This window comes from Comamonas testosteroni (assembly GCF_014076415.1).
Classification (GTDB): domain Bacteria; phylum Pseudomonadota; class Gammaproteobacteria; order Burkholderiales; family Burkholderiaceae_C; genus Comamonas; species Comamonas testosteroni_F.
Genome location: NZ_CP043568.1, coordinates 135,637 through 148,457 on the forward strand (window position 1 = coordinate 135,637; position 12,821 = coordinate 148,457).

A 12,821-nucleotide genomic window follows, 5' to 3' on the forward strand; every position below is an offset into this window, starting at 1 on the left:
GGGCAATCCTGCTTACAGAAAGAGACGACGGTCGCGGTAATGGTAGCGCCCGGCGACTGGCGCGGGCAACCGATAATGCCCTCTGCCTCAGAGAACCAGACCATGACCGAGTCGTCCCAAACAAGTCGCAACCCCTCCTCCGCAGATGTCGTCATCAAGCCCAAGCGCAGCTGGAGCCAGGCCTTCAAGGTCTATGCCCAGCCCACCAGCCTGCGCATGCTGGCTTTGGGGTTTTCGGCAGGCCTGCCGCTGTTGCTGGTGCTGGGAACCTTGAGCTTCTGGCTGCGCGAGGCGGATATCGATCGCACGACAATAGGATTTCTGAGCTGGGTGGGTTTGGCCTATGCCTTCAAATGGGTCTGGTCCCCGCTGGTGGATCGTCTGCCCCTGCCGGCATTGACGCGCATGCTGGGGCGGCGCCGCAGCTGGCTGTTGTTTTCGCAGTTGCTGATCGTGGCGGGCCTGCTCGGCATGTCGTTCATGGACCCCAAGCAATCCCTGCAGCCGCTGGTGCTGTGCGCGGTGCTGGTGGCTTTCGGCTCGGCCACGCAGGATATCGCGCTCGATGCCTATCGCATCGAGTCCGCCAAGGTCGACGATCAGGCGGCTCTGGCTGCCACCTACCAGACCGGCTATCGCCTGGCCATGATCTGGGCCGGTGCCGGCGTGCTGTGGGTGGCGGCACAGGTGCAGGGGGATGTGCAGGGCTATATGGTGCAGGCCTGGCATGTGGCCTATACGGCCATGGCGGCAAGCATGCTGGTAGGCATGATCACGGTGCTGCTCTCTCCCGAACCTGAAGCTCGTCCCATGGCGCCGGCACGCAATGCGGCCGAGTGGATCAAGGGCGCGTTGATTGCTCCGTTTGCCGACTTCATCGGCCGCTACCGCTGGCAGGCGTTGCTGCTGCTGGCGCTGATCGGCCTGTATCGCGTGAGCGACGTGGTCATGGGCATCATGGCCAATCCGTTCTATGTGGATATGGGCTACACCAAGGAAGAGGTGGCCGCCGTGACCAAGGTGTTCGGCGTCATCATGACGCTGCTGGGTGGCTTTGTGGGCGGAACCATGGCAGTGCGCTGGGGCGTGATGCGCGTGCTGATGCTGGGCGCGGTGCTGTCGGCCTGCACCAATATTCTGTTTGCCTGGCTGGCTACGCGCGGCCATGATGTCTCGGCGCTGGTCTGGGTGGTCAGCGCCGACAATCTCGCCGGGGGAATCGCCTCGGCGGCCTTTATCGCCTATCTCTCGGGCCTGACCAATGTGCAGTACTCGGCCACGCAATATGCGCTGTTCAGCTCGATGATGCTGCTGGCCCCCAAGTGGCTCGCGGGGTTCTCGGGGGCGTTTGTCGATGCTTATGGTTACGAGGCGTTTTTCCACACCACGGCGTTGATGGGGTTCCCCGTGCTGCTGCTGATTTTCCTGGCATCCAGAGTGAAAATTGGCTCTGACGCTTGATGAGCAAGCACTGACAGCTATTGTTTTTGAGCGGCTCAGCGTTTACCCAACTTTACGCACCAGACAAGAGCAGGTCATCTGCGTGCTGCAGCATGACGTCTTGAGGAAATACCGAGGCGCGAGCATGACTACACTGCCCCCTATGAGCACGCACCAACTTCTGATGATTGAGGATGACGTTCGCCTGGCGCAAATGGTGAGCGATTACCTGGGCAATAACGGCCTGGAAGTGACCCATATGGCTGACGGCAAAAGTGGCCTGGAACAACTGCAGCCCAGCGATGGTGGCTCGGTCGAGCTGCCCGACCTGGTCATCCTTGACCTGATGCTGCCCGATATGGACGGTCTCGAGGTCTGCCGCCGCATACGTTCCATGCCCGGTACTCCGGCACAGGTCCCCGTGCTGATGCTGACCGCCAAGGGCGATCCCATGGATCGCATCATCGGTCTGGAGCTGGGCGCCGACGACTATCTGCCCAAGCCTTTCGAGCCGCGCGAGCTGCTGGCCCGCATTCGCGCCATCCTGCGCCGCAAAGGCAGCGATAGCCAGGCGGCGCCGGCCAATGCCGTCATGCGCTTCGGCAGCCTCGAAATCGATCGCGATGCCCGCACCGTGTCGGTGGGTGAGCAGCAGGCCGACCTCACCTCCTACCAGTTCGACCTGCTGGTGGCACTGGCCGAGCGCGCCGGCCGCGTTCTGACGCGTGACCAGATCATGGAGGCCGTGCGCGGCCGCGAACTGGAGGCCTTCGACCGCTCCATCGACGTGCATATGGGGCGCATCCGCGCCGCTATTGAAGCCGATCCCAAGGCTCCCAAGCGCATTCTCACGGTGCGCGGTGTGGGCTACGTTTTTGCCAAGCAACAAGACTGATGAAGTTGCTGCATGCTTTCTCCCAGCGCCTGTATCTGCGCATCTGGCTGGCAGTGGTGGTCGGCGTGGCCGTGCTTACGCTCTGCGTGGCCTGGGCCTGGAATATCGCCGAGGAACAGCGCGCGCAGAACAGCACCACACCGCCCTCGCGCGAGATGGTGCTCAAAGGCCCCGAGGGCGAGGTGCTGGTGGAGGGGCGCGGCAACCGCATCTCTGGTTCGCCCGTAGATGGCGTGCGTTTTGAAATTGCCGCCAGGGACGGGCAGGTCTATGAGCTGTGGATGGCGCCACGTGAGTGGCGTGAAGGACGCCCTCCCCCGCGTGATGGTGCCGTCGCCTTCTGGCTGCGGCCGCCGTTTGGCTTTCTGTGGATGCTGGGCCTGGTCGGCGTGGCGGTGGTCGTGGGCGTGTTCCCCATCATTCGCCGCCTGCTCAAGCGTCTGGAAAACCTGCAGCGCGGCGTCAAGCGCTTTGGCGAGGGCGACCTGTCGGTGCGTGTCCCCGAGCATGGTCATGACGAGGTGGCGGATCTGGCGCACCAGTTCAACGCTGCTGCAGCGCGCATCGAAACCTTGATGACGTCTCACAAGTCTCTGCTGGCCAATGCCTCGCATGAGCTGCGCTCGCCATTGACGCGCATCCGCATGGGCCTGGAGTTCATGGGCAATGACCCTGCCAGCACACGCGCCAAGGCCGAGATCCAGCGCAATATTGGCGAGCTTGACCAACTGGTCGACGAGATCCTGCTGGCCAGCCGGCTTGACTCCAGCGAGGTCGATGTAGGTACGGTGGAGTCGGTCGATCTGATCGGTCTGGCGGCCGAGGAATGCGCGCGCATCGATGCCGATCTGGAGATGCAGACCGATGGTCCGCTTGAGGTGCAAGGCATCGCGAAACTGCTGCGCCGTGCCGTGCGCAATCTGCTGGAGAATGCGCGCCGCTACAGCGAGGGTGAGATCACGCTGTCCCTGTCCAGGCAGGACGGCATGGCGTTGATCCGTGTCGAGGATCACGGCCCTGGCGTTCCCAAGGCGCAGCGCGAGCGCATCTTCGAGAAGTTCTATCGCCTGCCCGGGGCCAGCGAGCGCTCCGGCGGCGTGGGCCTGGGCCTGTCGCTGGTGCGTTCGATTGCCGAGCGCCATGGCGGCACCGTGCACTGCGAGGCGCGCCAGGACGGCCGCAGCGGTGCGAGCTTTGTGATCTGCCTGCCGCTGTCCTGAGCCGCTGCCCGGAAAAAAGCCCCGCAGGTTTCGGCCTGCGGGGCTTTTTGTTTCAGCGCGGCGGCTGAGCGGGGCGGCCTATGGAAACATAGCCCAGGCCATGGCTGGCAGGCAGGGCAGGCTCGTAGAGATTACGGCCGTCAAAAATCATTCTGTCGCGCAGCGTTGAGGCCAGCAGGTCAAAGTCCGGCGCACGGAAGATCTGCCATTCGGTCACGATGGCCAGGCAGTCTGCATCCTGCACGGCAGCCAGGGGGCTATCCACCAGTTGCAGGTCGGCACGCTCGCCGTAGATGCGGCGGGCCTCCTTCATGGCAACGGGATCGTAGGCTTTCACCTTGGCACCGGCGGCCCAGAGCGACTCCAGAAGATTGCGGCTGGGCGCTTCGCGCATATCGTCGGTATTGGGCTTGAAAGCCAGGCCCCAGACGGCGATGGTCTTGCCCTCAAGCTGGCCGCCGTAGAAGGCGCTGATACGCTCGAACAGCACATTGCGCTGGGCGTGGTTGCGGTCTTCCACGGCGTTGAGCAGCAGAGGCTCGAAATTGACTTCCCTGGCGGTGTGGATCAGCGCCTTCACGTCCTTGGGAAAGCAACTGCCGCCATAGCCCACGCCCGGGTAGATGAAGTGATAGCCGATGCGCGGGTCGCTGCCGATGCCGCGGCGCACGGCTTCCACATTGGCACCCAGCTTTTCCGCCAGGTTGGCAATCTCGTTCATGAAGCTGATCTTGGTCGCCAGCATGGCATTGGCCGCATATTTGGTCAGCTCGGCGCTTCGGACATCCATCATCACAATCTTGTCGCGATTGCGGTTGAAGGGAGCGTAGAGCTCGCGCAGCTTGGCTTCGGAAGCCGGATCGCCGGTACCTATGATGATGCGGTCCGGACGCTGGCAATCGCCCACTGCCGCTCCTTCCTTGAGAAACTCGGGGTTCGACACCACATCGAAAGGGTGCTGTAGATTGCGCTTTGCAAGGCCTTCGGCAATCACGGCCGAGACCTTGTCCGCCGTTCCCACGGGCACGGTCGATTTGTTGATGACGATGCGCGGGCCGTCCATGTGCTGGGCGATGGTACGGGCCACGGCCAGCACATATTGCAGGTCGGCACTGCCGTCTTCATCGGGCGGTGTGCCAACGGCAAGAAAGATCAACTCGCTGTGTGCCACGCCTTCCGCAGCATTGGTCGTGAACTGGAGACGGCCCAGTTGCTGGTTGCTGATGACGAGTGCATCGAGGCCAGGCTCATGGATGGGGATCTGGCCTGCCTTGAGTGCCGCTACCTTCTTCTCATCCACATCCACGCAAAGCACCTGGTGGCCTACGTCGGCCAGCACGGCGCCTTGCACAAGACCGACATAGCCGGTACCAAAGACAGTAACTTTCATACGCGATAAAAAGAGCGATACCAATCCACAAAATGCTGCACGCCGGTGGCCACGGGCATGGCCGGCGAGAAGCCGACCCAGGCTTGCAGGGCTCGTGTGTCCGCCGATGTGCTGTGCATGTCTCCGGGCTGTATGGGCAGCATTTGCTTGCGGGCGGTAATTTGCAGGGCGCCCTCCAAGGCGGCGATGTAGTCCATCAGCAAGGTTGGTGCGTTGTTGCCGATATTGAAGATGCGATAGGGCGCGGTGCTGGTGCCTGGGTTGGGGTTCTGGCTGTCATAGCTGGCGTCGGGTGTGGCTGGCTTGTCCAGCACGCGCATGACGCCCTCGATGATATCGTCGATATAGGTGAAGTCGCGCACCAGCCTGCCTTCGCCATAGACATCGATGCTCTCGCCCGCCAGCATGGCCCTGGTGAACTTGAACAAGGCCATGTCGGGGCGGCCCCAGGGGCCGTATACCGTGAAGAAGCGCAGACCTGTGGTGGGAATGCCATACAGGTGCGCATAGCTATGGGCCATCAGCTCATTGGCCTTCTTGGTGGCTGCGTAGTAGCTGATGGGGTGGTCGACCGCATCGCTTTCGGCAAACGGCATCTTGGTGTTGCCGCCATAGACGCTGGAGCTGCTGGCATAGACCAGATGCTCGACCTGGTGCTTGCGGCAGCCTTGCAAGATATTGCCAAAGCCCAGCAGATTCGAGTCGGTGTAGTCGTCGGGCTGATCGATGGAGTAGCGCACACCGGCTTGTGCAGCCAGGTGCAGAACTTTGCTGGGGGCTACCTCGGCAAACAGGTCGGCCATGCCTTGTCGGTCCGCCAGATCGAGCTCCACAAAGCGGAAGTGGGCGTGCGGGCGCAACTCGTCGAGGCGGGCATGCTTGAGCGCCACGTCGTAGTAGTTGTTGAGATTGTCGATGCCAACCACGGGCACGCCTTGCTCAAGCAGTCGCTTGGCGCAATGCATGCCGATAAAGCCGGCACAACCGGTGATCAGAACGGGATTCATGGGGCAATCCAGAGATATTGGTATTGAGCAGGTGTTGCGCTGGCAGGCATTTTCTCGAAAGGGATGCTCAGCGTCTGCAGCGCGGTTTTTGCCTGTGTGGTGAAGATGCCTTCCCACCAGCCCTCGACGGGCTTGTCGGCGCGTGTAATCAACAGCAGACCGTCAGCGGTATCGGCGCTGGCCTGAGACAGGCACTGTCTCAGCTGTGCGCCAGCGGAGCAGCCCAGGGCGTAGGTTTGCGGGAACTGCGAATGCAGCATGGCCGCCATCATGTGGTCCGAGCCGACGATGACGCCCTTGCCGTCATAACCGGCCTTGCGCAGTTCCTGGGCCAGCGTCTTGACCGGATGGTTGAGTTCGTCGGGATCGTTCTTGCGACCGCCCTGCCAGGGGCGCAGCGTGGCCATGATTAGAAAGATCAGCGCAAAGACGACGACGAAGGAGGTGAACATCCGGCCCACGCCCTGCTCCAGAAGCGCCGGATGCCGGACATACAAGGCCAAGGGGGCAATAGCCGTCAGAGGCAGCATCCAGCGCTGCTTGAAGTCCGTGACATCTGCCGCCAGCACCATGCCCAGCAGGCAGATGGCAATGATGAGCAGGTAGTTGCGTAGCAAAGGCCAGGCCCACTCCTGGCCCGGCAAAGACGCGTCGGTGCCGGGCTTCCAGAGTCTGGAGCGATAGCTGATCAGAGCGGCAATCAGCCACAGGCCCAGGGTGGCAAGCAGGGCCTTGAGCAGATTGCCCAGACCTTTCAGATGCGAGGCCTCGGTGGAGATGGACATCTTCTGTACGGTCTCGGTGGTTGCCATGCCCCAGTGCGAGGCCAGCCAGAAGGCATGGGGCGCAAACACCAGCAAGCCCACCAACGGAGCCAGCCACCAGCCCCTGGCGAAGATGGTGCGACGTACCTGCGTCACCGTCATGGAGGCCACGAACAAGGCGCCAATGAGCATGGCATAGCTGTATTTGGACAGCATGCCCAGACCGCAGAAGAGGCCAATCAGAACAAAATTGATGGCTTGCGGCCTTTGCACCTGTCGCAGCACGGCCCACCACAAGCCCATGGCCATCACCATCACCATCACCGTATGGGTCTGGTCGCGCAGCGAGTCCCAGCCGAAGGGCGGCATCAGCAGCAGACCTGCGGCAACCCACCAGGCACCTTTCTCATTGAGCAACTGCCGGCCAGCCAGCCATGCCAGGCAATAGGCCAGGGCAATCAGCAGATGTTTGAGCAAGGCCAGAGCCAGCACTGAAGGGCCGAGAAGCTGACAGACCGCCCATTGCATCCAGGTATACAGAGGCGGCTGTGGGCCATAACCCAGCTGCAATTGCTGGGCCCAGAGAATCTGTTCGGACTCATCCCATTTCATGCCTGCTGAAATGCTGATGCGGGAAACGATATGGGCACAAACCAAAAGAGCCAGCCATATCCATGGCTTGGCATATAGGGCTTGCTGCCAGTCGGGGCGAATAGAAATCGAAGAGTTTGATGCCATAGGATTTGGCGAGTGCACATGTTTTGATAGTGCGCACTTACGATTGCGCTTGGCTTTGCAGGCCAAACAAAGGGCCTGGCGCAAATGGCACCTAGGGTATTCAGTTAGTATAGGTGACTGTTATCCCCAATCATTCAGCATGACGTCCGTGCACGATTCCAATCCCGAAGTTTCCATCGTTGTTCCCGTTTATAACGAGTTCGATAATCTGCCCGATCTGGTGGCCCGCATTGACGAGGCCATGCGTACCCAGTCACTGAGCTACGAACTGATTGCGGTGGACGATGGATCGACGGATGGCAGTGCCAGACGTCTGCGCGAGCTGGCCGAACAGCATCCCTGGGTGCGTGCCGTCTGCCTGGTGCGCAACTACGGTCAGTCCAGTGCCTTGCAGGCCGGTTTTGACCGGGTGCGCGGCCGCTATGTGGTGACCCTGGATGCAGATCTGCAAAATGAGCCTGGCGATATTCCGCTGTTGCTGGAGCGTCTGGAAAACGATCCCGATGTGGACATGATTTCGGGCTGGCGCAAGAACCGCCAGGACAAGGCCCTGTCGCGCCGCCTGCCCTCGGTGCTGGCCAACCGCCTGATTTCCAAATTCACCAATGTGCAACTACACGACTATGGTTGTGCATTGAAGGCCTATCGCCGCGAGATCATTGACCGCATTCGCCTGTATGGCGAGATGCACCGCTTCATTCCCTCGCTGGCACGTGATGCCGGCGCGCGTATCACGGAGATTCCGGTGCGTCACCATGCGCGCACGCGCGGTGTCTCCAAGTACGGCATAGATCGCACTTTCCGGGTGATTCTGGATCTGATCTTCATTGTCTTTTTCATGCGCTTCCGCCAGCGTCCGCTGCATGCCTTCGGCGGCATGGGGCTGTGGATGGCTACGCCTGGCGTGCTGATCCTGCTGTGGCTGCTGGCGCAGAAGATCATGGGTGAATCGATTGGCGGCCGCCCCCTGCTGATGGCAGGGGTCATGCTGGTGCTGATGGGCATGCAGTTCATCGCGGCGGGCCTGATCGGCGAGCTGCTGACGCGCATCTATTACGAGTCGGGCAGCGGCCTTCAGTACCACGCCAAGGATTACGGCGCTGTTGAACACAAGCCTGCAGACAAGGCCGCGAAAACCGAGACCACGGTTCTGTGAGCAAGGCGCGTAAGGCGGTTGTCCGAGCCCTGATGGGCATCGCTTTGCTGACTGCCGTCATCTATCTCGCCAACCCCGTGCAATTGTGGGGGCGGCTGCAGCAGGCCAGTCCCTGGTGGTTGCTGGGGGGCTTCGCGGTCTCCTTGGCCTCCAATGCGGTGTCGGCATGGCGCTGGCGTGCCATGGCCCAATGGCTTGGGGCCGAGATGTCGGTGGCCTCAGGCATGCGCTGGTACTTTCAGGCCATCGGCCTGAATGTGCTGCTGCCGGGCGCTGTTGTGGGCGGTGATGTCTATCGTGCGATTGCGCTGCAGAAGACCGGCCAGACCAAGGCGGCCAGCAATCTGTCGGTAATTCTGGATAGGGTCAGCGGTCTGTGGATGCTGTGCGCGATCGGTGGTCTGGGAGCGGTGGCCTGTGCTTCCACGCTGGCCCCCTGGGTACACATGAATACCGCAGTCTTCATCGCCCTGCTGCTTGCCGTCATCGTGCTGTGGTTGCTGCTGCCTTGGATTGTTCTGCAGGGCCTGCGCAGCAACTGGTTCAAGCTGCCTGGTGCATGGCTGGAGCCTGTGCGCGTGGCGGCAAGCAGCCCGAACTTCCTGCTGCAACTGTCGGTGCAGGCCGCATCCTCGGCCCTGGTGCAATTGCTGTCTGCTGGTGCGCTGGCATGTGGGGCCATGGCTCTGGACCTGCATTTGCCGCTGGCCGTATGGGCCTTTGTCATCGCCCCCGTGTTTCTGATGGCTGCGCTGCCCGTGAGCGTGGGCGGCTGGGGCACCCGTGAAGCCGCTGCAGTGGCAGCTTTGGCGCCCTTCGGAGTGCCTGCGGTATTAGCGGTCGGGGTTGGGCTCCTGTATGGCGTCTTTGCCCTGGGCCAAGGGGCTCTGGGAGCTCTGGCCCTGGGCTTCCCAAGCAGGTCTCAGGACTGAGTTTTTGTGATTGCAGACCGGGTTTCCAATCTGCAAATACCGCCCCAAAGCACAGCGAGGCTGAAAATATAGAACATGTTTCCGCTGTTGTGCGCGAAGAACACCTGGGTCCAGCCAAACCCGAAGTAGGCCAGTGGCAGCAGTGTGGCGGCTGCGCGCAAAGCCAGCAGCCTGGAGCGTTGCGCTGCATCGGCGCACGCCAGACGGCGCTGCGTGGGCCAGAAAATGGCGGCGGGTACGGCATAGAACGCCAGCAGCAGGATCAACCCCGGCAGCCCGCGCTTGACCCACATGTCCAGGATTTCATTGTGCGCATGCCCATATTCCATGACCGAGGGGTGGGCCAGGCCTTGATCGACCATCTGCTGCTTGGCCGCAGGGTAGCCGGCCAGTCCCCAGCCGCTGAAGGGGCGCTGCTCGATCAGATGTATGGCAAGCCGCCATTGCTCCAGACGCTGGCCGACCGAGGTCACTGCATATTTCTGAGGGTCCTGCAGATACTGCGAGACTTCCCGTGAGGCTTCGGCGCTGCGCTGTTCCAGCTTTTGATAGGCAGGGATGGCAACGATCAGCCCCAGCATCAGCATCGCGGCCGCCGTCATGCTGGCCAGACGCTTGTAGCCATTGAGCCATGCCATCAGCCAGATGGCCGCAATCAGCAGCGGGATCACGACCCAGGAGCCGCGTGAGTCGGAAAGAAAGGACGCATAAATCCCGCATGTACCCATTAGTCCCAGCGCTATTGTTTGAGACTTGCTCCAGCGGCCCAGCAAAGCCAGTGACAAGGTGGCAAAACCCAGATACATGGCGATGCCGCCGTACTGAATGGCATTGGTAAAGCCGGAGACACGTGGCATCTTGAGCACGCCGGCTTGATATGCAGCAATCGCCAGAGCACCCACACTCCCCAGAGCCAGGCCCCAGACAATGGCCCTGAGCCGGATACCTGTTTTGCTCAGATACCAGAGGCAGAGCGCGGCCAGCGCGTACTTCGCACCATAGCCCCAGCCGGCCGCCGAGAACCAGCGATCGAAGGACAGGCTCCAGAGCAGGCCCAGCACCAGCATCAGCCCCAGCAGCACCAAGGTTTCGCGTCGAGCTGGGTCCTTGGGGCGAGCGGCGATGGAGCCGGCCAGAGTCAAAAGAGCCAGGGCCGTGGAGCCGTAGGAGTAGCCCGAAGGTACGCAAAGACTCAGTGCAAAGAATGCAAAGCAGGCGGCATCCAGGGCATAGGCAAAGACAGCAGCCCGCTTGCCGGACTGGCCGGGTTGAGGCGTGACGGGTGTAGGCACATTCATAGTTGTGATCGGGTTCTTCTGCGAGGCAATGGGCTTCAACCTACACTGCAGGTCTTGTGTCCGGTGCAGAAGTGTATGTCCTCATTACCCATTGTCTTTATCAATTTGTCCAAGGACGCGGAGCGTCGCGAGCGTATGACCGCCCAGTTTGCACAAATGGGGTTGGTGGCATCGCGCTTGCCTGCAGTGTGGTGGGCGGATCTGTCCGAGGCCGAGCAAAGACATTACTTCTGTGCGCCTCAAAGCCATGGCCGCTACTTCAAACCCCTGAGCAACGGAGAGAAGGGCTGTTACGCCAGCCATCTGAGGTCATGGCAGCAACTCATGGCTAGCGACGCTCCTGCCATGGCCGTCTTCGAGGATGACGTGCGGCTTCTGCCGGATTTGCCCCAGGCGCTGGCGGCGATTGAAGCACTGCCCGCCGATGGCAGCTGGGACATGATCAAGCTCTACGGGCGCGAGCCGGAAAAAATAGCCGACCAGGGTCCGCTGGTAGAAGGGTCTTTGCAGCTGATCTCCTATCAGCGGGTGCCCAGTTTTGCCGCTGGTTACGTCATCAGCCGCTCCGGGGCCCGCAAGATGCTGGACGCACGTGTTCCCTTCGACAGGCCGGTGGATGTGGATATCCGCTTCTGGTTTGAAAACGACCTGCGTGTGTACGGGGTCTACCCCTCGGTCATTGCTCTGGATGACACCAGCGAGATCAGCAGCATCTGGGCCCAAAAAGAAGCACCGGCGAGTCGTTTGCAAAAAATGCGCAAATTCAAGATGAAGCTGGCATTGAACTGGGGCAATTTCCGGGCGGCAAAACCCCAGGTCTCGGCGGTGCTCAAGCCTTGAGCGGCAGCAGCCCTTGATATTGGCCCCACATCTGCTCGCGTCCATAGTGGCTGAGTGCGTGAGCACGCGCCGCCGAGCCCAGGCGCTGGGCCAGGGCAGGGTCCTGAAGCAGTCTTTGCAGTGCATCCGCCATGGAGTCGGGGTCTGACTCCTGCACCCGCAGGCCGTTCACCTCGGGGGTGACGACTTCCCGGGCTCCGATGACATCGGAGACGACACAGGCACAGCCTGCGGCCATGCCTTCCACCAGCGCCAGAGGCATGCCTTCCCAGTGCGTAGCCAGAACAAAGATCTGAGTTCTGGACAGTCGCTGGGGCAGGTCCGAGACATTGCCCAGGAAGCGAACCTGCTGCTCAAGTCCCAGTTCGGCCACCAGCCGCTCGGCTCTGGCCCTGAGCGAACGCTTGCCTGCGCCGGCCAGATAGAGTGTGGGCGTCAGGCCGCGCTGCCTGAGAGCGGCTATGGCCCTGATCAGCGTGTCGTGATCCTTCTGGCGCGCAAAGCGCGACGCCATGTAAATGGCCGGCTCGCGTTCCTGCCAGAGCCGGGGCATGGCGTCTTGAGCAAAGCGCGTCAGGTCGATGCCGTTGCAGATGGCAATGCATTTTTCGGCCGGGAAACCTCGTTCGACCAGACTGGTTCTGACGCCTTCAGAGACGCCGATATGGGCCTGGGTGAACGGCTCCAGCGCCAGGGCCTGGCGCAGACGACGCGGCGTGTAGCGCTCACGCGAGTTGTGCTCCACATGAAAGATATGAGCCACCCCCTCGGCCGCCGCCGCGCGCCGGCCCCAGATATGGTCGCTGAAACCATGGGCGAACATCGCATCGGGCTTGAACTCGCGAATGATCTTGCGCAGCTCCCAGACAGTCAATGCATGCAGCCAGTTGGACACGACCTTGACCTGAAGGCCTTGCTGGCGCAGTGCATCGATCTTGTGTTCATCCGTGCTGGGCTTGCGGCGCAGCACCAGCAGAACTTCATAGCCTGGCGTGCGCAGTGCGGCCAGGCTCAGGTCCACCGCGACCTGGGTGGCGCCCGAGAATCCTCCGGTCACAAAGTGCAGGATTCGGGCCGGCGTTGTAGCGTCAGTTTTTGGTTCGGGAAAAGAGTGTGGGTTCATTGTTCTGATGGACAATCT

At 61.6% G+C, this 12,821-nt stretch carries 11 protein-coding genes; 6 read left to right on the plus strand and 5 right to left on the minus strand.

Translation table 11 applies throughout. The features are described from left to right. The first annotated feature begins 102 nt into the window (after positions 1-102). From F0P97_RS00585 to F0P97_RS00595, 3 genes are all read left to right on the plus strand, one after another. Entirely contained in the window at positions 103-1,461 is a 1,359-nt protein-coding gene (locus F0P97_RS00585) for an AmpG family muropeptide MFS transporter (RefSeq protein WP_034351291.1), read from the plus strand. A gap of 124 nt (positions 1,462-1,585) precedes the next feature. Beyond that, positions 1,586-2,335, plus strand: coding sequence for a response regulator (locus tag F0P97_RS00590; RefSeq protein WP_182285205.1), 750 nt, complete (start codon positions 1,586-1,588; stop codon positions 2,333-2,335). Next, the gene (locus F0P97_RS00595) at positions 2,335-3,555 is read left to right on the plus strand and encodes a HAMP domain-containing sensor histidine kinase (protein ID WP_182285206.1); all 1,221 of its coding nucleotides are present in this window, start codon (positions 2,335-2,337) and stop codon (positions 3,553-3,555) included. Before F0P97_RS00590 ends, F0P97_RS00595 begins: the two co-directional genes overlap by 1 nt. A 52-nt stretch (positions 3,556-3,607) precedes the next feature. On the opposite strand, the gene F0P97_RS00600 is transcribed toward F0P97_RS00595, so the two are convergent. Genes F0P97_RS00600 through F0P97_RS00610 form a run of 3 tightly spaced genes read right to left on the minus strand, consistent with a single transcriptional unit; the run spans position 3,608 to position 7,328 of the window. Next, on the minus strand, positions 3,608-4,945 hold the full coding sequence (locus F0P97_RS00600; protein WP_182285207.1) for a UDP-glucose dehydrogenase family protein: 1,338 nt from the start codon (positions 4,943-4,945) through the stop codon (positions 3,608-3,610). Next, positions 4,942-5,952 (minus strand): NAD-dependent epimerase, encoded by a 1,011-nt coding sequence (locus F0P97_RS00605; RefSeq protein ID WP_182285208.1) that lies wholly within the window; start codon positions 5,950-5,952, stop codon positions 4,942-4,944. Before F0P97_RS00605 ends, F0P97_RS00600 begins: the two co-directional genes overlap by 4 nt. After that, a complete protein-coding gene (locus F0P97_RS00610) occupies positions 5,949-7,328 on the minus strand; it encodes an ArnT family glycosyltransferase (protein WP_182285209.1) in 1,380 nt (459 codons plus the stop codon). The genes F0P97_RS00605 and F0P97_RS00610 overlap by 4 nt, the downstream gene beginning before the upstream one ends. Positions 7,329-7,593: 265 nt before the next feature. Between F0P97_RS00610 and F0P97_RS00615 the strand changes: the two genes are divergently transcribed. Continuing rightward, the gene (locus F0P97_RS00615; RefSeq protein ID WP_182285210.1) at positions 7,594-8,610 is read left to right on the plus strand and encodes a glycosyltransferase family 2 protein; all 1,017 of its coding nucleotides are present in this window, start codon (positions 7,594-7,596) and stop codon (positions 8,608-8,610) included. 32 nt (positions 8,611-8,642) lie between these two features. After that, a complete protein-coding gene (locus F0P97_RS00620; protein WP_182285211.1) occupies positions 8,643-9,542 on the plus strand; it encodes a lysylphosphatidylglycerol synthase transmembrane domain-containing protein in 900 nt (299 codons plus the stop codon). Here F0P97_RS00620 and F0P97_RS00625 read toward each other — a convergent pair. Next, a complete protein-coding gene (locus F0P97_RS00625) occupies positions 9,533-10,840 on the minus strand; it encodes an O-antigen ligase family protein (RefSeq protein WP_182285212.1) in 1,308 nt (435 codons plus the stop codon). The two genes, F0P97_RS00620 and F0P97_RS00625, sit on opposite strands and share 10 nt — an antisense overlap. A gap of 75 nt (positions 10,841-10,915) precedes the next feature. Between F0P97_RS00625 and F0P97_RS00630 the strand changes: the two genes are divergently transcribed. Further along, complete coding sequence (locus tag F0P97_RS00630; RefSeq protein WP_182285213.1) at positions 10,916-11,680, plus strand: glycosyltransferase family 25 protein; 765 nt, start codon at positions 10,916-10,918, stop codon at positions 11,678-11,680. Here the strand turns inward: F0P97_RS00630 and F0P97_RS00635 are convergent. After that, a complete protein-coding gene (locus F0P97_RS00635; RefSeq protein ID WP_182285214.1) occupies positions 11,670-12,803 on the minus strand; it encodes a glycosyltransferase in 1,134 nt (377 codons plus the stop codon). The two genes, F0P97_RS00630 and F0P97_RS00635, sit on opposite strands and share 11 nt — an antisense overlap. Between the last annotated feature and the right edge of the window lie 18 nt (positions 12,804-12,821).

What these genes read in the sequence shown, in the direction of transcription:
- F0P97_RS00595 (WP_182285206.1), top strand. Translation starts at nt 2,335, where the DNA reads ATGAAGTTGCTGCATGCTTTCTCCCAGCGCCTGTATCTGCGCATCTGG.
- F0P97_RS00630 (WP_182285213.1), top strand. Translation starts at nt 10,916, where the DNA reads ATGTCCTCATTACCCATTGTCTTTATCAATTTGTCCAAGGACGCGGAG.
- F0P97_RS00600 (WP_182285207.1), bottom strand. Translation starts at nt 4,945, where the DNA reads ATGAAAGTTACTGTCTTTGGTACCGGCTATGTCGGTCTTGTGCAAGGC.
- F0P97_RS00590 (WP_182285205.1), top strand. Translation starts at nt 1,586, where the DNA reads ATGACTACACTGCCCCCTATGAGCACGCACCAACTTCTGATGATTGAG.
- F0P97_RS00610 (WP_182285209.1), bottom strand. Translation starts at nt 7,328, where the DNA reads ATGAAATGGGATGAGTCCGAACAGATTCTCTGGGCCCAGCAATTGCAG.
- F0P97_RS00625 (WP_182285212.1), bottom strand. Translation starts at nt 10,840, where the DNA reads ATGAATGTGCCTACACCCGTCACGCCTCAACCCGGCCAGTCCGGCAAG.
- F0P97_RS00605 (WP_182285208.1), bottom strand. Translation starts at nt 5,952, where the DNA reads ATGAATCCCGTTCTGATCACCGGTTGTGCCGGCTTTATCGGCATGCAT.
- F0P97_RS00620 (WP_182285211.1), top strand. Translation starts at nt 8,643, where the DNA reads ATGGGCATCGCTTTGCTGACTGCCGTCATCTATCTCGCCAACCCCGTG.
- F0P97_RS00635 (WP_182285214.1), bottom strand. Translation starts at nt 12,803, where the DNA reads ATGAACCCACACTCTTTTCCCGAACCAAAAACTGACGCTACAACGCCG.
- F0P97_RS00615 (WP_182285210.1), top strand. Translation starts at nt 7,594, where the DNA reads ATGACGTCCGTGCACGATTCCAATCCCGAAGTTTCCATCGTTGTTCCC.
- F0P97_RS00585 (WP_034351291.1), top strand. Translation starts at nt 103, where the DNA reads ATGACCGAGTCGTCCCAAACAAGTCGCAACCCCTCCTCCGCAGATGTC.